The organism is Tahibacter sp., assembly GCF_032229445.1.
In the GTDB taxonomy this organism is placed as follows: domain Bacteria; phylum Pseudomonadota; class Gammaproteobacteria; order Xanthomonadales; family Rhodanobacteraceae; genus Tahibacter.
Window position 1 is genome coordinate 94,361 of record NZ_JAVTWC010000006.1, and the last position, 19,039, is coordinate 113,399.

General features: G+C 65.9%; 20 protein-coding genes. 15 read left to right on the plus strand and 5 right to left on the minus strand.

The features are described from left to right. Positions 1-11: 11 nt before the first annotated feature. The 9 genes from truA to purF all read left to right on the plus strand — a co-directional run bounded on the left by truA (position 12) and on the right by purF (position 8,877). Complete coding sequence (truA, locus tag RUU78_RS01620) at positions 12-779, plus strand: tRNA pseudouridine(38-40) synthase TruA (RefSeq protein WP_313913003.1); 768 nt, start codon at positions 12-14, stop codon at positions 777-779. Then, the gene (locus RUU78_RS01625; RefSeq protein WP_313913005.1) at positions 776-1,429 is read left to right on the plus strand and encodes a phosphoribosylanthranilate isomerase; all 654 of its coding nucleotides are present in this window, start codon (positions 776-778) and stop codon (positions 1,427-1,429) included. Before truA ends, RUU78_RS01625 begins: the two co-directional genes overlap by 4 nt. Beyond that, positions 1,419-2,627 carry a tryptophan synthase subunit beta gene (gene trpB / locus RUU78_RS01630; RefSeq protein WP_313913007.1) on the plus strand — a complete coding sequence of 403 codons (1,209 nt, stop codon included), beginning with the start codon at positions 1,419-1,421 and terminating at the stop codon, positions 2,625-2,627. Before RUU78_RS01625 ends, trpB begins: the two co-directional genes overlap by 11 nt. Before the next feature lie 44 nt (positions 2,628-2,671). Next, positions 2,672-3,490, plus strand: a complete 819-nt coding sequence (gene trpA / locus RUU78_RS01635; RefSeq protein ID WP_313913008.1) for a tryptophan synthase subunit alpha — start codon at positions 2,672-2,674, stop codon at positions 3,488-3,490. Between the two features lie 106 nt (positions 3,491-3,596). Further along, complete coding sequence (accD, locus tag RUU78_RS01640) at positions 3,597-4,487, plus strand: acetyl-CoA carboxylase, carboxyltransferase subunit beta (RefSeq protein WP_313913010.1); 891 nt, start codon at positions 3,597-3,599, stop codon at positions 4,485-4,487. Between the two features lie 32 nt (positions 4,488-4,519). Beyond that, positions 4,520-5,785: a bifunctional tetrahydrofolate synthase/dihydrofolate synthase gene (gene folC, locus RUU78_RS01645; RefSeq protein WP_313913041.1), complete on the plus strand. Its 1,266-nt coding sequence runs from the start codon at positions 4,520-4,522 to the stop codon at positions 5,783-5,785. Positions 5,786-5,863: 78 nt separating this feature from the next. Beyond that, positions 5,864-6,793 carry an SPOR domain-containing protein gene (locus RUU78_RS01650; protein WP_313913012.1) on the plus strand — a complete coding sequence of 310 codons (930 nt, stop codon included), beginning with the start codon at positions 5,864-5,866 and terminating at the stop codon, positions 6,791-6,793. 13 nt (positions 6,794-6,806) lie between these two features. After that, a complete protein-coding gene (locus RUU78_RS01655) occupies positions 6,807-7,388 on the plus strand; it encodes a CvpA family protein (protein ID WP_313913014.1) in 582 nt (193 codons plus the stop codon). Between the two features lie 13 nt (positions 7,389-7,401). Further along, positions 7,402-8,877, plus strand: coding sequence for an amidophosphoribosyltransferase (gene purF / locus RUU78_RS01660; RefSeq protein WP_313913016.1), 1,476 nt, complete (start codon positions 7,402-7,404; stop codon positions 8,875-8,877). Positions 8,878-9,063: 186 nt separating this feature from the next. On the opposite strand, the gene RUU78_RS01665 is transcribed toward purF, so the two are convergent. Further along, on the minus strand, positions 9,064-9,840 hold the full coding sequence (locus RUU78_RS01665) for a class I SAM-dependent methyltransferase (RefSeq protein WP_313913018.1): 777 nt from the start codon (positions 9,838-9,840) through the stop codon (positions 9,064-9,066). Positions 9,841-9,972: 132 nt separating this feature from the next. Here RUU78_RS01665 and RUU78_RS01670 point away from each other — a divergent pair, with 132 nt between their 5' ends. From RUU78_RS01670 to RUU78_RS01680, 3 genes are read left to right on the plus strand one after another with little or no spacing between them, the layout of a single operon-like run. Beyond that, entirely contained in the window at positions 9,973-10,788 is an 816-nt protein-coding gene (locus RUU78_RS01670; RefSeq protein WP_313913019.1) for a ferritin-like domain-containing protein, read from the plus strand. Then, entirely contained in the window at positions 10,788-11,978 is a 1,191-nt protein-coding gene (locus RUU78_RS01675; protein WP_313913021.1) for a hypothetical protein, read from the plus strand. Before RUU78_RS01670 ends, RUU78_RS01675 begins: the two co-directional genes overlap by 1 nt. Beyond that, positions 11,975-13,384 (plus strand): hypothetical protein, encoded by a 1,410-nt coding sequence (locus tag RUU78_RS01680; RefSeq protein ID WP_313913022.1) that lies wholly within the window; start codon positions 11,975-11,977, stop codon positions 13,382-13,384. The genes RUU78_RS01675 and RUU78_RS01680 overlap by 4 nt, the downstream gene beginning before the upstream one ends. Here RUU78_RS01680 and RUU78_RS01685 read toward each other — a convergent pair. Genes RUU78_RS01685 through RUU78_RS01695 form a run of 3 tightly spaced genes read right to left on the minus strand, consistent with a single transcriptional unit; the run spans position 13,314 to position 15,552 of the window. Beyond that, positions 13,314-14,474, minus strand: coding sequence for a glycosyltransferase (locus RUU78_RS01685; RefSeq protein ID WP_313913024.1), 1,161 nt, complete (start codon positions 14,472-14,474; stop codon positions 13,314-13,316). The two genes, RUU78_RS01680 and RUU78_RS01685, sit on opposite strands and share 71 nt — an antisense overlap. Before the next feature lie 11 nt (positions 14,475-14,485). Next, complete coding sequence (locus RUU78_RS01690; RefSeq protein WP_313913026.1) at positions 14,486-14,866, minus strand: DUF2304 domain-containing protein; 381 nt, start codon at positions 14,864-14,866, stop codon at positions 14,486-14,488. Then, positions 14,863-15,552: a glycosyltransferase family 2 protein gene (locus RUU78_RS01695; RefSeq protein ID WP_313913027.1), complete on the minus strand. Its 690-nt coding sequence runs from the start codon at positions 15,550-15,552 to the stop codon at positions 14,863-14,865. Before RUU78_RS01695 ends, RUU78_RS01690 begins: the two co-directional genes overlap by 4 nt. A 336-nt stretch (positions 15,553-15,888) precedes the next feature. On the opposite strand from RUU78_RS01695, the gene RUU78_RS01700 reads away from it, so the two are divergent. The 3 genes from RUU78_RS01700 to RUU78_RS01710 all read left to right on the plus strand — a co-directional run bounded on the left by RUU78_RS01700 (position 15,889) and on the right by RUU78_RS01710 (position 17,972). After that, positions 15,889-16,626 carry a hypothetical protein gene (locus RUU78_RS01700; RefSeq protein ID WP_313913029.1) on the plus strand — a complete coding sequence of 246 codons (738 nt, stop codon included), beginning with the start codon at positions 15,889-15,891 and terminating at the stop codon, positions 16,624-16,626. Between the two features lie 65 nt (positions 16,627-16,691). Beyond that, on the plus strand, positions 16,692-17,165 hold the full coding sequence (locus RUU78_RS01705) for a hypothetical protein (RefSeq protein ID WP_313913030.1): 474 nt from the start codon (positions 16,692-16,694) through the stop codon (positions 17,163-17,165). A gap of 318 nt (positions 17,166-17,483) precedes the next feature. Continuing rightward, on the plus strand, positions 17,484-17,972 hold the full coding sequence (locus tag RUU78_RS01710; RefSeq protein ID WP_313913033.1) for a hypothetical protein: 489 nt from the start codon (positions 17,484-17,486) through the stop codon (positions 17,970-17,972). Positions 17,973-18,208: 236 nt separating this feature from the next. On the opposite strand, the gene RUU78_RS01715 is transcribed toward RUU78_RS01710, so the two are convergent. Next, on the minus strand, positions 18,209-18,736 hold the full coding sequence (locus RUU78_RS01715; protein WP_343232307.1) for a peptidylprolyl isomerase: 528 nt from the start codon (positions 18,734-18,736) through the stop codon (positions 18,209-18,211). Positions 18,737-19,039 lie beyond the last annotated feature (303 nt).

Genomic DNA, 19,039 nt, shown 5'->3' on the forward strand with positions numbered 1-19,039 from the left:
CCGGAGCCGGCTTGCGCATCGCCCTCGGCGTCGAATACGACGGCACGGATTTCCTTGGATGGCAGCGGCTGGAGTGTGGCCGCACCGCGCAGGGCGTGCTCGAACAGGCCTTGTCTTTCGTGGCGGCCGCGCCGGTCGCGGTGACCTGTGCAGGACGCACCGACGCCGGCGTGCATGCGCGCTGCCAGGTTGTGCATTTCGAACCACCGGTGGAGCGCGCTGACCGCAGCTGGCTGCTCGGCGCCAATTCGCGCCTTCCCGATGACGTCTGCGTACGCTGGATCCAGCGCATGCCGGACGAATTCCACGCGCGCTTCTCGGCGCGCGCGCGGCGCTATCGCTATACCCTGCTCAATCGCCGCGTGCGGCCGGCGCTCGACGCGCGTTATGTCGCGTGGGAGCGGCGGCCGCTCGACGCCGCACGCATGCAGCAGGCGGCTGCGCATCTGCTCGGCGAGCACGATTTCAACGCCTTCCGCACGGCTGCGTGCCAGGCGCCCAATCCCGTGCGCACGGTGCACGCGCTCAGCGTGTCGCGCGAGGATGAGCACATTCATTTCGACATCCAGGCGAACGCGTTCCTGCATCACATGGTGCGCAATATCGTCGGCAGCCTGCTGCCGGTCGGCCTCGGCGAGCGCGAGCCGGACTGGGTGGGCGAGGTGCTGGCCGGGCGCAACCGCAGCCGTGCCGGTCCGACCGCGCCGTCGCAGGGGCTGACCTTCCTGTGTCCGCTCTATCCCGCTCACTGGCAGCTGCCTGTGGAAGTGACGCTGTGAACTCGCGGGTACGCGTCAAGTTCTGCGGACTGACCCGCGCCGAAGACATCGCTGCGGCGTGCGCGCTCGGGGTGGACGCAATCGGACTGGTCATGACGCGGCACAGCAAGCGATTCGTCACGCTGGAGCAGGCCGCGGCGCTGCGCGCGGCGGTGCCGCCGTTCGTCGCCGTGGTCACCCTGCTGCTCGACGACGAAGACGACTGGGTGCGCGAAGTCATTAGCCGGGTCGAGCCGGATCTGCTGCAATTCCACGGCGAGGAAAGCGCGGCGCGGTGCAGCGCATTCGGTCGGCGCTATCTCAAGGCCGTGCCGATGGGCAGCGTCGACGATGTTTACACGTACGTTCGTGCGCATCCGCAGGCGGCCGGGTTCCTGCTCGACAGCCATGCGACCGGCGCGCAGGGCGGCAGCGGAGTCGCGTTCGACTGGGCGCGCGTGCCGCGCGATCTCGGCCGGCCGTTGCTGCTGGCCGGAGGGCTTCATGCGGGCAACGTCGCGGCGGCAGTCAGCACGGCGCAGCCGTTTGCGCTGGACGTGTCGAGCGGTATAGAAAGCGCGCCCGGCATCAAATGTGCGCGAAAGATGCAGCAGTTCATGCAGTCGCTGGCCAGCGCCGGCACCGACCAGGAAAACCGACGTGAGTATTGATTTCCACACTTTGCCAGATGCCCGCGGCCGCTTCGGCGAGTATGGCGGTGTCTACGTAGCTGAAACGCTGATGGCACCGCTTGCCGAACTGACCGCCGCCTATGAGCGCTTGCGCGTCGATCCGGCCTTCATCGCCGAATTCGACTACGACCTCAAGCATTACGTTGGCCGGCCCAGCCCGATCTATCACGCCGAGCGCCTGTCGCGGAAAGTCGGCGGTGCACAGATCCTGCTCAAGCGCGAAGACCTCAACCACACCGGCGCGCACAAGATCAACAACACCGTCGGCCAGGCACTGGTCGCCAAGCACATGGGCAAACGCCGCATCATCGCCGAGACGGGCGCCGGCCAGCACGGCGTCGCCAGTGCGACGGTATGCGCGCGACTGGGCACGCCCTGCGTCGTCTACATGGGCGCCGTCGACGTCGAGCGCCAGGCGATCAACGTCTACCGCATGAAGCTGCTCGGAGCCGAAGTGCGGCCGGTGCATTCGGGTTCCAAGACACTCAAGGACGCGCTCAACGAAGCCCTGCGCGACTGGGTCACCAACGTTGACGACACGTTCTACATGATCGGCACCGTGGCCGGGCCGCATCCGTATCCGCAGATGGTGCGCGACTTCAACGCCGTAGTCGGGCGCGAGGCGCGCGCGCAGATGCTGGAACAGTACGGCCGCCTGCCGCATGCGCTGGTCGCGTGCGTCGGCGGCGGTTCCAACGCGATCGGCCTGTTCCACGCGTTCCTCAACGACGCGGCCGTGACGATCTACGGTGCCGAAGCGGCCGGCGACGGCATCGGCACCGGCCGTCACGCCGCGTCGCTCACCGCCGGACGTCCCGGCGTGCTGCACGGCAATCGCACCTACGTGATCTGCGACGACAACGGTCAGATCATCGAAACGCATTCCGTATCCGCCGGCCTCGACTATCCCGGTGTCGGTCCGGAGCATGCCTATCTGAAAGACAGCGGCCGTGCGCAGTACCTTGGCATCACCGACGACGAGGCGCTGGCGGCATTCCATGAGCTCGCGCGCACCGAGGGCATTCTCGCTGCGCTGGAATCCAGCCATGCGATCGCGCAGGGCATCAAACTTGCGCGTGACCTGCCGAAGGACCAGCTGATCCTCGTCAACCTGTCCGGCCGCGGCGACAAGGACGTGCATACCATCGCGAGGCGTGAAGGCCTGAGCCTGGCCTGACGCCGACGTTTTTTCATCGCCTACATCCGGGGCCACTGTCACACATGAGCCGCATTTCCGATCGTTTCGCCGCGCTCGAGGCCGCCCGCCGGCCGGGCCTCATTCCGTTCATCACGGCCGGAGATCCGCTGCCCGAAGCGACTGTCGCGATCATGCATGCACTGGTCGACGCCGGCGCGGATCTGATCGAGCTGGGTGTGCCGTTTTCCGACCCGATGGCCGACGGACCCGTAATCCAGCACGCCAGCGAGCGCGCACTGGCCAGAGGCATAGGGCTCAGCCATATCCTGGGTTGGGTACGTGAGTTCCGCGCGCGCGACACGCAGACTCCGGTCGTGCTCATGGGCTATCTGAATCCGGTGGAGATCTGCGGGGTGGCGCGATTTGCGACCGATGCGGTCGAGGCCGGCGTCGATGGCGTGCTGCTGGTCGACTGCCCTATCGAGGAGATCGCGACCGCGCAGCCCTTGCGTGCTGCCGGCCTGGACCAGATTTTTCTTGCCGCGCCGACTACCGACGAGGCGCGCCTTGAACAGGTCTGCGCCGCGGCGCAAGGATTTCTGTACTACGTGTCGGTTGCCGGCATCACCGGTGCGGCGCACCTGAGCACGGATGCGGTCCGCGAGCGTGTCGCGGCAATACGCCTGCGCGCGCGTACGCCGGTCGCGGTCGGTTTCGGCGTGAAGGACGCAGCCACGGCCGCGGCGATCGCGACCTTCGCTGATGCGGTGGTGATCGGCAGCGCGCTGGTCGATACACTTGCGCAGGCAGCTGACGCGGCCGACGCGGTTGCCCGTGCGACGGCCTTCCTGGCACCGATCCGCGCTGCGCTTGACGCGCTGCCCGCAGGTCATGCCGCCTAGGCGCGAGCACGATCCCGCGCAGAACCCGGCACCGCCCGTGGCGGAGCCTTTGCTTGAATCGACGCCGGCACGACTGCCGCCGGCGGATACCGGAGAGGTGGGTGACATGAGTTGGCTTTCCAAACTGATGCCGTCGCGCATCCGTACCCAGGGCACCGGCGCCAAAGGCAAGGTGCCCGAGGGGCTGTGGGAGAAGTGCGAGGGTTGCGCTGCCGTGCTGTACCGGCCGGAGCTGGAGCGCAATCTCGAAGTTTGCCCGCAGTGCGGCCACCATCATCCGATCGGCGCGCGCAAGCGTCTGCTCGCCTTCTTCGACGAAGGGTCGACCGAGGAGATGTCTGCCGACCTCGAGCCGGTCGATGCGCTGAAGTTCAAGGATTCCAAAAGGTACAAAGACCGTATCGTCGCGGCGCAGAAGCAGACCGGCGAGAAGGACGCGCTGATCGCGATGCAGGGCCTGCTCAAGGGCCGGCCGCTGGTCGCGGTCGCGTTCGATTTCAGTTTCATGGGTGGATCCATGGGCTCCGTGGTCGGCGAGAAATTCGCGCGCGCGGCCGAACGCGCGCTGGCGCAGCGCACGCCGCTGGTGTGCTGGTCGGCGACCGGTGGCGCTCGCATGCAGGAAGGCCTGTTCTCCCTGATGCAGATGGCGAAGACCTCTGCCGCGCTGGCGCGCCTGCGTGCCGGCGGCCTGCCGTACATCTCCGTGCTGACGCATCCGACCACGGGCGGCGTGTCGGCGAGCCTGGGCATGCTCGGTGATCTCAACATCGCCGAGCCCAAGGCGCTGATCGGGTTCGCCGGGCCGCGCGTGATCGAGCAGACCGTACGCGAGACCTTGCCCGAGGGCTTCCAGCGTTCGGAGTTCCTCGTCGAGCACGGCGCGATCGACCTGATCATGGACCGGCGCGAAACGCGCGACCGGCTCGCCGACATACTGGCCATGCTGATGCGCCAGCCGCGCCACGGCGCGGCCGTGGCCGGAGTCGCGGCCTGAGCGCGAATCCCGCATCCCTGCCGCCGCGCACGCTGCAGCAGTGGCTGGACTATCAACTTGGCGCACACCCGCGTTCCATCGAGCTGGGTCTCGCCCGCGTCGGCGAGGTCTGGCGGCGGTTGGGCGCGCCGCGGCCCGCGCCACTCGTCATCACCGTCGCCGGCACCAACGGCAAAGGTTCGACAGTCGCGTTTCTGGAGGCCATGCTCGCTGCGGGCGGCTACAGGACCGGCGCCTACACCTCGCCACATATCCTGGCCTACAACGAACGGGTGCGCATCGCCGGCGCCGATGCGGGCGATCACGCGCTGACCGAGGCGTTCGCGCGCATCGATTCCGCACGCGGCGGCGTCGCGCTGACCTATTTCGAGTTCGGCACACTCGCGGCCCTGCTGCTGTTTGCCGACGCTGCGCTGGACGTTGCGGTGCTCGAGGTCGGCCTCGGCGGCCGGCTCGACGCGGTGAATCTCGTCGACGCGGACGTGGCCATCGTCACCGGCATCGCGCTGGATCATCAGGACTGGCTCGGCAGCGACCGCGACAGCATCGGTCGCGAGAAAGCCGGCGTGGCGCGGCCGGGACGGCCCCTCATCGTCGCCGAAGCCGATCCACCGACGGGGTTGCTGCAGGCAGCGGCCGCACACGACGCGGTCGTTATGCGCGCCGGAATCGATTTTTCGATGGAGCGCGACGGCAACGCCTGGCGCTGGCGCTGCGGCGACGCCATGGCGCCGGTGCCGTCTCCGCAGCTCGCCGCGGGTTGCCAGCCGGCCAACGCGGCGGCGGCGATCACCGCGCTGCATTGTTTGCGCGATCGCCTGCCGTTGCCGATGCAAGCCATTGCGCACGGCGTCGCGACGGCGGCCGTGCCCGCACGACTGCAGCGTGTGCGCATCGGCGCGGGCGAACTCGTCATCGATGTGGCGCACAACCCGCAGGCGGCGCGCGTGCTGGCGGACTGGCTCGCGCAGCAGGCCGACCGGCCGAACCTCGCCGTGTTCGGTGCGCTCAGCGACAAGGACCTCGCCGGCATGCTGCAGCCGCTGCAGCCGCACATCGCCGAGTGGCACCTGGTCGATCTGGCCGCGGAGACGGAGCGAGGTCGCGACCTGCTCGCGCTGGAGACTGACTTCAGCACGGCATTGGGACCGGTGCGGCGCCGCTGTTGGGGCGAGGTTGCAACGGCGCTCGATACCTTGGCACCGCGCCTGCACGACGGCGCACGCGTCATCGCGTTCGGATCGTTCTATATCGCCGCCGCGGCGCTGCGCTGGTTGCAGCGAACTACGGCGACCTGATCATAGTGCTGCGGGTTATACGCGAACGACGCGTATAATCCCGCCGTTCCTGGAGGCCAGCCGGCTATGGATTCCGCATTGAAACAGCGTCTCATCGGTGCCGCCGTACTGATCGCCCTTGCGGTCATCTTCGTTCCCATGTTCCTTTCCGGTTCGCCGCCCAGCACTGAGACGGTGACCGAGAGCCTCAGTATCCCTCCTGCGCCCGAACGCGAATTCCAGACCCGCGTGGTCGCGGCCGAAGGCGGCAAGGCCACGACGCCGACACCGCTGGCCGAGCATGCCGCCGGCAGCGGCGACAAGGTCGCCACGGTCGATGCGGGCGCCAATCCGCGCCTCGCGTCCGAAGTGGCGTATCCGCAAGCCGGCGCAAACCCGACGGCGACACCTGCGCTTTCCAATCCTGCGGTTGCGACGACCAGGCCGATTGCCCCGACGCCACCCAAGCCCGTTGTCGAGCGCGCTGCGCCGACGGCCAGCAGTACCGGCCGCTACGCGGTTCATCTCGGCATTTTCGCGAACAGCGGCAATGCGGATGCGCTGGTGGCGAGTGCGAAGAAGCATGGACTGACGGCCTATGTCGAGTCGGCCGAGGTCGACGGCAAGCCCGCGACGCGAGTGCGACTCGGCCCGTACGAAGACCGCAGCACGGCAGAAGCTGCGCGCCTGAAACTGCAGAAGGCCGATGCGAAGCTCAAGGGCAGCGTGGTCGAAATTGTCGCCGCGCAGCCCAAGGCCGATGCGCCTGCGACCGCGTTGTCGGCCAATCGTGCGGGCGGCTGGGCGGTGCAGCTAGGTGCGTTCAAGTCGCACGACGAAGCGAACAAGCTGTCGGCGCGCGCCAAGGGTGCGGGTCTGCCGAGTTTCGTCGACAGCACCGGGCAGGGCGCCGAAAAACTCTGGCGCGTGCGCCTGGGGCCCGAGCCTGATCGCGCCGGCTCAGAGAAGCTGCGCGACCAGGCCAGGCAGAAGCTGACGATCAGCGGCATGATCGTGACGGTCCCCTGAGATCGCGGGCGCCGTGAACTGGGCCGATTACTGCATCCTCGCCGTGCTCGGCTTGTCCGTTGTGATCGGGCTCTGGCGCGGACTGATTTCCGAAGTCATGGCGCTGGCCTGTTGGGCTGCCGCGTTCTGGGTGGCCTGGATGTTCGGCGACAAACTCGCGGCCCTGTTCACCAGCATCGAGGTGCCGTCGGTACGGCTGCTGCTGGGTTACGGCCTGTGTTTTCTCGGCGTGCTCGTGGCGGGTGCGTTGGTCGCCTTCGTGGTGCGCAAGCTCGTGGCCGGGAGCGGTCTCAGCGGCACCGACCGGCTGCTTGGCATGATGTTCGGGCTGGCGCGCGGCGTCCTGCTGGTGCTGCTGGCCGTGCTGCTGCTGGGTTTCACGCCATTTCCGCGCGATCCGTGGTGGCAGCAGTCGCGCCTGATGCCAGGTTTTCAGAACGGTGCCGAATGGCTCGCGGCCAAGCTGCCGGACAACGTGACCAAGTATCTCGATTACCGCGGCCTGCTGACCTTGCCCGCATTGCAAGGCAAGCCGGCCGCCCCCAGTTCGCCGCCGCCGGTCGAGGCCGGGGCTGCGAAAAATTCTTCCTCTTAGCGGTAACGTCGTCATGTGCGGAATCATTGGAATTGTGGGCAAGTCCGAGGTCGCCTCGGCTCTCTACGACGGCCTGACGGTGCTACAGCACCGCGGCCAGGACGCGGCCGGCATCGCGACCGTGGACGGCTCGCGTCTGCGTCTGCACAAGGCGCGCGGCCTCGTCCGCGACGCATTCCAGCGCGACGACATGCTGAAGCTGCGCGGTCGCGTCGGCATAGGTCATTGCCGCTATCCGACCGCGGGCTCAGACGATGTCGGCGAAGCGCAACCGTTCTACGTCAACTCGCCCTACGGCATCGCGCTCGCGCACAACGGCAACCTCGTCAATGCCGAGGCCATCAGCAACGAGCTGTTCGAAGGCGATCGGCGCCACATCAATACGAACTCCGATTCGGAAGTGCTGCTCAATGTGCTCGCGCACGAGCTGCAGATCCAGGAGCGCATGAGCCTGACGCCCGACCACCTGTTCAAGGCGGTTGCCGGCGTGCATTCCCGCGCGCGCGGCGGCTACGCGGTCGCCGCGCTGGTGCTGGGCTACGGCATTCTCGCGTTTCGCGACCCTCACGGCATTCGCCCGCTCGTGCTCGGCGAGCGGGAGACGCCCGAAGGCAAGGAATACGCGGTCGCGTCCGAATCGGTCGCGCTGGACATCCTGGGCTTCCGCCGCGTGCGTGACATCGAGCCCGGCGAAGCGGTGCTGCTCGGTTTCGATGGCAGCCTGCATCATCGGCGCTGCGCCGAAGGCTATGCGCATACGCCGTGCATCTTCGAATACGTCTATCTTGCCCGGCCCGACTCGATGATCGAGGACGTGTCGGTCTACAAGGCGCGCCTGCGCATGGGCGAACGGCTCGCCGCGAAGATCCGCCGGCTGCGCCCGGACCACGGCATCGACGCGGTGATCCCGATTCCCGATACGGCACGTACTGCGGCGAGTTCGCTCGCCAGCGAACTCGGCGTGCCGATGCGCGAGGGCTTCGTCAAGAACCGCTATATCGGCCGCACCTTCATCATGCCGGGGCAGAGCGAGCGCGTGAAATCGGTGCGTCGCAAGCTCAACGCGATCGACCTGGAGTTCCGCCGCAAGACCGTGCTGCTCGTCGATGACTCCATCGTCCGCGGCACCACGTCGAAACAGATCATCCAGATGGCGCGCGAGGCCGGCGCAACCAAGGTGTACTTCGCGTCGGCGGCGCCGCCGGTGCGCTTTCCCAATGTCTATGGCATCGACATGCCGGCACCGGCCGAGCTGGTCGCGCACAACCGTACGGAAGAAGAAGTGGCCGAGCTGCTGGGCGCGGACTGGCTGGTCTACCAGGACCTGAGCGACCTGATCGCCTCGGTCAGCGAAGGCAACGAGGACCTGACCACGTTCGACACCTCGTGCTTCTCGGGCGAATACGTCACCGGCGTGCAGGCCGACTACCTGCGCGAACTGGAATTCGAGCGTTCGGACGAGGCCAAGAATCTGCGCCGCGCGTCCTAGTGCGCCAACCCCGAAGTTTTCCAACATTCTGGTGACTTTCGCCGCGATACGTCGTTGCGCCTGGTCGCGCCAGTGCGGCACGACACCGCGCCGTGCCTGGCATCGCGGCGAGATCCATCCGGAATCTCCCGTTCTAAAACCTGGCGGCCGGCCACTCGCGTTCGCGTTGCGACCGTTCGATCGGTGTCAGAAGCCTTCGCAACGTCGCGCGATCAGCCATAGCGTTGCGCTGAAGCGGCGCAGCGGCCAGACATTCTCCAGCGCGTTCAGCGGCTGCACCGCGGCGACGAGACGGCTAAGCCACGGACGCCGCCACGCGGCGGGCAGGCTCGACGGCATCAGCTGATGATGACCGGCCGCGACGGTGTCGAAACCGTGGTGCAGCAGGCGCTGGCGGAACGCGTTCAACGCGTAGCGCCGCGCATGCGCCTGCGCCGGAAACCAGAGTCGCGAAATGAACTCGGTCCAGGAAGCGGTGTTCGGCAGGTGGGTGATCAGTAACGCGCCCCCAGGCTTCAGCACGCGCCATAGTTCGGTCAGCGACTCGCCGTCGTTGGGCACATGTTCCAGCGTGCCACCGGCAAGCACCGTGTCGAACTGCGCGTCCGGATAGGGCAGGCGCCAGGGATGCGCGAGGCGCGTGTAGTGCAGCCCGCAGCGTGTGTGGAAGGCAGCGTAGTCGTCGGTTGCGCAGACGTCGCAGCCGTGCAGTTCGATGCGTTCGCCGAACTCCGCGCGCGCGAGCCAGGGCAGCGCCGCGTGGCGACATCCCCAGTCGAGTACGCACTGACCGGGCAACAGCGCCGCGCGCACCTTCGCGTACGCCCGCGCCAACTCGATGCCGGAGGTCTGCAGCGCACGCTTGGCGGCGAGATAGGGGTCCGCGCCATCCGCGCCGGCAGTAGTCAGGAAATCGCTCAGGGCTGCAGCCAGGGCGGGCTCGCCAAGTTCAGGTATACGCATGCTGTCGCTCAAGCCGGAGTCCTCGGCGCAGGTCGCCGTCAGGTCGGCCTGCTGCGCGTTGACAGGACACTAGCATTCAGCACGCCCGCTGCGGGCATAATCGCTGTCAGATCCGCGCCCGGCCGGGATGCCATGCCTGCTATTGCACCGACCAACCTGTTTGCCGTTGCGCAGCAATGTCTGGCCGAGGCCGTGCCGCAGCGCAAAGTGGAATTGACACGGGACGCCGCCGCCGCGTTCGCCGCGCGGCAGCTCGATCGTGCCGGTGCGGTGCCGCTGATTCCGATCGGCGAACCGGGCCGGCCATCGCGCCCCACCCTCGTCGCGCCGCGTGAGCTCGCCCAGCGCGGGCTCGGCAGCCAAGCCGGCCGCGCCGCGCTCGTGCACGCGGTGGCGCATATCGAATTCAACGCCATCAACCTGGCCTGGGACGCGGTCTATCGTTTCCGCGACATGCCGGACGCGTTTTATGCGGACTGGGTCTCCGTGGCGAACGACGAGGCGCGGCATTTCTCGCTGTTGGTGCGTCGCCTAGCCGATTTCGGCCTGAGCTACGGCGATCTGCCCGCGCACGATGGGCTGTGGGACATGGCGCGCCGCACCGCGCACAGCTGCCTGGAGCGGATGGCGCTGGTGCCGCGCGTGCTGGAGGCGCGCGGCCTGGATGTCACGCCTGGAATGATCCAGCGCCTGCGCGGCGTGGGCGACGTGGCGACCATCGCTATCCTTGAACAGATCCTTGCCGAAGAGGTCGGGCATGTCGCCGCCGGTACACGCTGGTTCGGCTGGTGTTGCGCACAGGCGGGTGTCGACCCGGGGGACACGTTCGAGCATCTGTTGCAGTACTACTGCCGTGGCGCGCTCAAAGGCCCGTTCAATCGACGCGACCGTCTGGCGGCAGGCTTCACGCCACGGGAGCTGGATCGCCTCGACAGTCTGGTCGCCTGATGCGGCGCGCCCTCGCCGCCATTGTCCTCGTCTGGTTCCTGCTGATCGGCATCTTCGTCGAGATCTCGCCGTTCCAGTCGCCGTGGCCGCAGCAGCGCTACGCACTGGAGGGTGCGGAATTCGCCGCGCTGACCGGCGGCCAGATCGATGGCAGCGGGCTCGCCATCACGACCGCCGACGAGAACTACGGTGCCTTGCTGGTGCGTGGCGTCGAGATCGCCGATGCCGCGCAGTGGCCGGTGCTGCGTTACCGCATCGACTCGCTGGCGCCATCGCTCGAGGTCGCTTTCCTGTATCGCCGCGCCGATTCGCCCGGTGACGTGCGCACGGTCAACCTCACGCGCAGCCGCGGTGCTACGGGCAGTATCGACCTGAGCCGCGAAAGCGACTGGCGCGGCGCCATCTCAGAGATCGGCTTCGCGGTCTATCCGGTGACGCAGTCGGTACCGCCGGAGCAGGCGTTCCGCCCCTTCGTGCTGCGCGGGGCCGAATTCTGGTCACCGTCCTGGATCGGACGCGGCGCTGCGGTGGCGACGGAGTGGTCGGGACGACGTGCATGGTCGCTGATGTCGATCAGTGCCCTGGGTCCCGACAATGGCGTGGTGCGAGCGCGATCGCCGGTATTGCTGCTCGCGCTTGGGTTGAGCTTCACCCTGTTGTTGCTTACCCAGTTCACGCCCGCGACGCGGTCGCGCACCGTGCGCGTGATCTTCGCGGCTGTGGCGGTGGCCTGGATCATGCTGGACCTGCGCTGGAGCCTGAGCTTTGCCGACCGGCATGCCGCGACACGCCAGATCTACGCACCGCTGGACTGGCCGCAGCGCCAGCAGCAGTTGGCGGATGCCGACGTTCTGGCAGCGGCGCACAGCGCGCGTCAGGCGTTGCGTGACGACGGCGCGGACCCGGACCGGGTGCGGCTGCTGGTCGATGCGAAATCCGATTTCCTGCGCGCGCGATTCATCTATCACCTTGCGCCGGCGCGTACGGGGCCTCTGAACCTGACCGGCTGGCGAGTCGCCACGGCAGAAACGGGACCGATCTATTTTGCAACCTTCGAACAGCCCGAGCCGATGTTCGACGCGGCTGATTCGCGTCTGCGCCTCGATGACGATATTTCCGTGCCCGCGCGACAACTCATTGATGTGCCGCCGCTGCGTCTGTACCGCATCGGTCCAGAGAGCCCGCCATGAGCATGAGTCTGCTGCTGGGCTGGCTATGCAGTCTGCTGCTGGGCAGCTCGATCTGGCTTGCGATCGCCGGTCCGCCACGACGATTGAGTGATGGACTCGCGGCGGCCGGCTACTCCGTGTTGCTCGGCGTGTTGGGCAGCGGCCTGCTGGTCGGATTGCGCAGCGAGATTTCCGGCGAAGGGATTTTTGTTGCGACACTGCCGCTGCTGGGCGTGATCAGCGCGTTTTTCCTGGGTGTGGGGTATTGGCGTTGGCGTCGCGCGACACCGGCGTTTCCAGTCCCGGCCGCATCCACTGAGTCGCTGCCGCGCTGGTGCTGGCTACTGCTGGTGCTGATCGCGATCCGCTTCGCGTTCGTGCTCGACGAGGCGATGTTGCGCCCTGTATTCGCCTGGGACGCCTGGAATGCCTGGTCATTGAAGGCGAAGACCTGGTTCAGTCTCGGTCAGGTGCCGTATCTGGAACCGGCAGCGTGGTGGCAGGACAGCGGCACGGCCGGCCATACCGCACTGGCCTGGCGCTATCCGGAATTGCTGAGCCGCGCCGAGCTTTGGTTCGCCGGTGCCGCCGGCGGGTGGAACGAAGGAGCCGTGGCGACCGCATGGCCTTTGCTGTGGCTGGCTTTGATCAGCGGTTGCGCCGGACAGTGGATGGCGCTAGGCGTGTCGAGGCTTCACAGCCTGATCCTGGCTTACATGCTGGCGTCGCTGCCGCTGCTTTCCGTGCACGCAGGCCTTGCGGGCTATGCCGATATCTGGGTCGCCGCCGCGTTGACCTTCGCGGTACTGAGCTGGATGCGCTGGGTGCGTGATGACGACCGGGCCCAACTGCTGTTCGCGTTGCTCTGTATCGCGCTGCTGCCGCTGCTGAAGTTCGAGGGCGCGGTATGGGCATTACTGCTGGTCGGTCTCGCGCTGTTGGCGCAAGTTCCCGTGCGCTGGCGCTGGGCGGGCCTTGGCGCCGGCCTATTGCTCGCTCTTCTCGCGATGCTGGTGTCGTGGCTGCTGCAGTTGCCCTGGCTAGCCTTGGTCGGCGAGACACTCAGCGGCGTAACGACGAACGGCGGCGAGGTGTCTCGCGTGACAGCGGCACTCGCGTTTCTCAATGGCCTGTTCGGCCAGAACAACTGGCATCTGCTCTGGCCACTGCTGGCCGCTTGCGTGATCTGGCGCCGCGACGTTCTGCGCCGGCAGCGTGAAACCGCGTTGCTGGCAGTGCTCGTGGCCGGTGGGCTTGCGGCGCTGTTCTGCCTGTTCGCGTTCACGCCGGCGGCGAAATGGGCGGCTAGCGAGACGGCGACCAACCGGCTGGTCCTGCATTGGGTACCGTTGGCGCTCAGCCTGCTTGGACTGTTGCTGCGCGACGTGCCTTGGCCAACTCGTACACCTCCCGTGTCGCCGCGCTGACCGCTGCCGGACGGTAGTGTTCACGCCAGCGCAAGCGGCCCGCACGGCCCAGCCGCGCGCGCAGACCCGCATCGTTGTGCAGCCGGCCCAGCGCCGCGGCCAGTGCGGCCGCGTCGCCCGGCGGAACCAGCAGTCCACTTTGTCCTTCGGCAACGACCTCGCCCACGCCCGAACCGGCGATCGCGCTGGCGACGCAGGGCAGGCCGGCACGCATTGCCTCCAGCAACACCATGCCGAAGGCTTCGGCGCGATCCAGTGAAGGCAGGCAGAAAATTTCCGCCTGGGTATAGGCCTGTTGCAGAAACGCATCGTCGACCTGACCGGTCATCCGCACTCGCTCCTGCAGGCCGCGCCGTTGGATGTGTTCACGCAGCGCCGCCTCGCGCTCGCCGCCCCCGATCAGAACCAGGGCAAAGTCCGGTAGCGAAGCCATGCTGTCCAGCAGCACGTCGAATCCCTTGTAGTGACTCAGACGGCCGACGGCGAGCAGGCGCCGTTTGCCTGCAGGCCACAACGGCGTACCTGTTTCCGGCGTGCTCGCATCGCCGAGCGCGAGCGGCACGATGACAGTCTTGTCATGCCAGCGGGCGAGCGCATGGCTGGCGTCGCGATATGCCGCCGATGTGGCGATGACCAAATCAGCGCGGCGCAGCAGCGCCTGTTCCCACGGTCGATAGAACGGATACGCAAAGCGCAGCAGGCGGCTGGCACTATCCAGCGGAATGTCCGCGTGCCAGTGCACGACCCAGGGCAGCCGTCGCGCCGCCGGCACCAGCAGCGCGGCGAACGCCGACGTGTTAGGTACATGGATGTGCAGCAGATCAGGACGGTGTCGGGCGATGCAATGCTGCAATTGCAGCGGAAACGCGGGGCTCAGCGGCGCGTAGGCGAGTTGGCCAAACCGCCCGACTTCGCGCACGATCACAGCGCCATCGTTGCGCTGCACGGTGCGCCAGCGACGCTCCGCGGCATGGGCCAGTACGACGGCCTCGTCTCCGCTTGCGGCTTGTTCGCGAGCGAGGATCGCAGTGAACGTTTCTATGCCGCCCGGCGCGGGCGGGTAGTACTTGCCGAGGTGGAGTACGCGCATGCGGCGGCCAGTCAGGCCGGCCGGTTGCTGGTGTCGGATCGTGCCGCCACGTTGCGGCGCAGTGAGGTCAGTTCTTCTTCCAGTATGGCGAGCTTCTGATTCAGGCGGCGGATCTGGCGCTCCTGACGCGAGCGCTCGATATCGAGTTGCAGCAGGCGCAGCAGGATCAGCGACAGGCCGATGATGATCGGCAGCACCGGCGGATAGCCGATGCCGCTCAGGTGTGCCAGCCAATCGATGGTGCGCGGAACGAAGCCGAGTACCAGGGTCGCCGCGGCCACGATCAGCCACCACAGCGCATAAGGGCCATGCAGGTGATCGCGCCGGACCAGATAGAGAATGCTGCCGGCCAGAGCCAGGCCGAGCAGGGCCGCGGTGATCTGGGCGTTCATTGAGCCGGAGCCTCTGTACCGCGGCCGCGGCGTTCACGGGCACCGACCCGGGCGATACTGAGCACAGTCGTTGCGACCATATAGCGCGCTACGGTGAACCAGGACGAGAAAATGCGCGAACCGCCGTTGCGCCGGGCTGACATAACCGTGGGCGCTTCGGCTATGCGTAGCGACTTGCGGCGCAGAAGGATCAGCACGCCAATGTCCTGATAGTCGATCAGGCTCGCCTCACGCGAGGCCAGCGCCCGTATCGCGCGGCGGCCGTAAACACGCAGCCCGGAGGTGAAGTCGGTGACACTGAGCCCCGTGATCAGCCGGAAATAGGCCCAGGCCAGGCGTTTGGCGGCGCTGAGCCTCTCGGGGCAGATACCGATGGTCACGTCAGAACCGCCCTCCATATGAGCGCGCAGCAGTCGCGGCAGTTGGTCCGGATGGTGCTGGCCGTCGGCGTCGAGCGTGATCACGCGCTCGTGCCGGTTGCGCAGGGCATAGCGCATTCCGGCCTGGGTCGCGCCCCAGGCCCCCAGCTGGAACGGCAGGGTTATGACTGTAGCGCCGGCCTGAGCCGCCACGGCGGCCGTATCGTCGGTGCTGGCATCGTTGATCACCAGCACTGCGCAGTCCAATGCAGCCATCACGCCGCGCACGACCTCGCCGACCGTGTCCTGCTCGTTGCGTGCAGGCATAACGGCCAGGCAGGGACATGAGCCAATCTGTTGATTTGACACGGGACTCCGGCTTGGGCGAAAAGCTGATTGTCCCAAGCGCGGTCAACCAACGTCAACGCAAAATAAAGGTTGGCGAAAGTGTCCGCTTACACGGCCCGGCTGCGTTACTAGCTTCCGAGTACCCGTGGCGGGTGCCGAACAGGTTCATCAGAATAAGGGTAATCGCCAGCAAATCCGTCGCTAAAGCATTGACGGCGTTTGATTGTGCTGTTTACACTCCTTTTCTGTCGGGCCCCATGAATTATCCGTGGGCAGGAACTCAGCTTCCGCCCGATCCAACTTGGGAGAGTACAAATGAAGGCCAATGTCATGATGAAGACGCTGTCGCTGGCGGTGTTGGGTCTGGTGGGTGTGTCGTTTGCTGGCGCCTCCATGGCGCAGTGCCCGACCAATCCGGCTGCTCCGGACGGTCCGTGGAGCTCGAAGTCGGTTCTCGGTGGCTCCATTGCAATCACGAGCCCGGGCCTCAACGCCACGACCTGTAAGATGGATGCATCGATCACGTCGACCGCTTTCGGTTCGGCATTCGTTCGCGACAACACGCCAACCGCAGAGACGCGCTACCGCGCTGCGTTCTTGGTGGATGTGGATGCGCTGACCGGTTTGAACTCGATTCAGTCGGTTCGTCTGCTCAGTGTCAATACAGACACTCCGTACCTTGGAATCACCGAAGCGCTGCGCGTGTCAGTCTCGGGCAATCTGGCCGGTACCGCGAAGGTCCTCGGCATCGTCGCCGGTTGCGAAGGTCAGCCCAGCAATCTGTGCTCCAACACGGTCGCGCTGCCGGCCACGGGCACGCAGAAAGTACAGATTGAGTGGGTCAAGGGCGCCGCTGGCGTTGTCCGCGTGTGGCTCAACAACAACACGGAAGCCAGTCCGAATCTGACGCTCAACGGTAACACCAACGGCTGGGCCGTCGATTTCGCGACAATGGGCCTGTCGAACCCGAGTCCGAACTTCCGCACCGTGCAGACCAATCGCGTCGTGAAGTTCGACGAATTCGATTCGCGCCGTACGACCTTCATCAACTGATCTACCCTGCCGTAGTTTTGCGCCCGCTTTGATAACAGGAGTGACTATAAATGAAAAATAATCTGATGGCCGCGGTTGCTGTTGCCATTGCTCTGTTCGGTGGCCAGGCCGCTGCACAGACTTGTGCAAACCCGCTTCCGATCGTGTCGAACGTGCCGGTTTCGGGCGACACCTGCACCGCGGCGAACTCGCTGCCGTCGTACGGTGGTACGACCAGCGCCCAGAACGAAATTGTGTATAGCTTCGTTGCTGGCCCGACCCCGCCGACCTACGGAGATCTGCTGATTGCACAGACCGGCGGTTTTGCAGGTTCCGCGGGTGGAGTGTTTCTGCTGCCGGCGTGTACCGCGTCGACGGATCCGATCGCCTTCGGCGTTGTTGGCGCGCCGCTGAGTGTTTCGACGTCTGGTATTACGCCAGGTCAGACGTACTATGTCGTTGTGACGGCCGATCCGGGCGGTCCGGCCGCCGGTTGTGGCCAGTTCACGATCACCCCGGGGTATCTGCCGGTTTCGCTGCAGAAGTTTTCCGTCGAGTGAATCGATGGTTGTAAGTCGTAGATAAGAAAACCCGTCCTCGCGACGGGTTTTTTTTTGGTGCGCCCGGCAGGGTGCACCTGCTCGGAGGTGAAAGTCCTCAACTCGCCTGGCAGGGAAGAGTTAGCGGAAGGCAAGAGTGCTACGGTCGCGTGGTCGTCTACCTCACGATGGAGCGGTCGGACCCTGCCCCGGACTTCCACAGCGTTCAGACCAGTCGTGTCCCGAAATTCGACGCAATCGATTCACGCCGTATGTTTATCAACTGATCCATTTCGGTCGTGGTTTTGCGCCCGCTTTGATTACAGGAGTGGCCTGTAAATGAAAAATATCACGATGCTCGTAGTCGCCAGTATGGCTGCCGTGTTCGGTGGCCAGGTCGCCGCGCAGACCTGTGCAAGCCCGTTGCCGCTCATCTCAAGTGCCGCAATCAGCGGTGATACCTGTACAGCAACGAATTCGCTGCCGTCGTACGGTGGAACGACGAGTGCCCAGAATGAAATTGTGTACAGTTTTGTGGCTGGTCCGACCCCTCCAGGCTTTGGACCCATGGTCATAGGGCAGACCGGTGGTTTCGTGGCTACCGCGGCTGTTGTTTTTCTGTTGCCGGCCTGCACGGCGTCGACGGATCCGATCGCTTTCGGTTTTCCGGGCAGCCCGATGAATCTCGACGCCACTGGTATGACGCCAGGTCAGAGATACTATGTCGTCGTAACCGCTGATCCGGGCGGTCCGAACACGGGCTGCGGCCAGTTTTCGCTGGTCTATGGCTATCTGCCCGTTTCGCTGCAGAAGTTTTCCGTCGACTGAGTCGATGAGCTGTCAGCTGCATGGTGGAAAACCGTCCCGGCGACGGTCTTTCGGTGCGCCCCAGGGCTCACCTGGTTGAGTTCGACTGTCCCTGACTCAGCTCATGCGGCAAGGAGCGAGTTGGCCGATGGCATGAGGCTACCTCTGCGGTTGAGTGGTCGTCTCAAGGAAGCCCCCGTGCCAAGCCTGCGCACGGGGCGTCGCGTTTCGAGGAATCGAGTGAGGCGGTTGGCCGATTATTGCGGAGCGACGACTTCGGCCTTGTCGATGGTGATCGCGACTTTGGGTACGTCGCCCGGCAGCGGACCCTGCGCCGACGTTTCGACCGCCTTGATCTTGTCGACCACATCCATGCCGGACGTGATCTTGCCGAACACGGCGTAGCCGTAGGTCATGCCGCTCTGGTCGCTGACGTAGTCCAGGCGCTTGTTGTCCACGATATTGATGAAGAACTGCGCCGTGGCCGAGTGCGGGTCATTGGTGCGCGCCATCGCGACCGTGCCCTTGAGGTTCGACAGGCCGTTGTTGGCCTCGTTCTGGATCGCCGGACGCGTGCGCTTCTGGGTCAGATCCTTGGTGAATCCACCACCCTGCACCATGAAGCCATTGATGACGCGGTGGAACACGGTGCCGTTGTAGAAGCCATCCTTGGTGTATTGCAGAAAGTTTTCGACCGACTTGGGCGCCTTGTCCGGGTACAGCTCGATCGTGATATCGCCCATGGACGTGTGCAGAACGACCTGGGGGTGAGCGCTCTTGGCCACGTCGGCCGGCGCTTCCGCAACCTTGGCGGCTGCGGGCTTGGCCTCGGCGGCCTTGGGCGCGGGCTTGGGCTGGCTCTGGGCCCCGGCGGCCAACGGCAACAGCAGGGCAAAGGCGAGCAGATGGTGCTTCAGCACGGTAGCGACTCCTTGAGAGTGGGGTTGGCAATGATACGCGGCCAGCCCGGAACCGGGCAGTGCGCCGCCGTGGAGGTCATCTGACAGATGGTTCAGAAAGGGGCCAATGCCACTCTAGTGTAGTGCTTCGTAATTGATGAAACGTATTGATTTCCCTGCTGTCCCAGG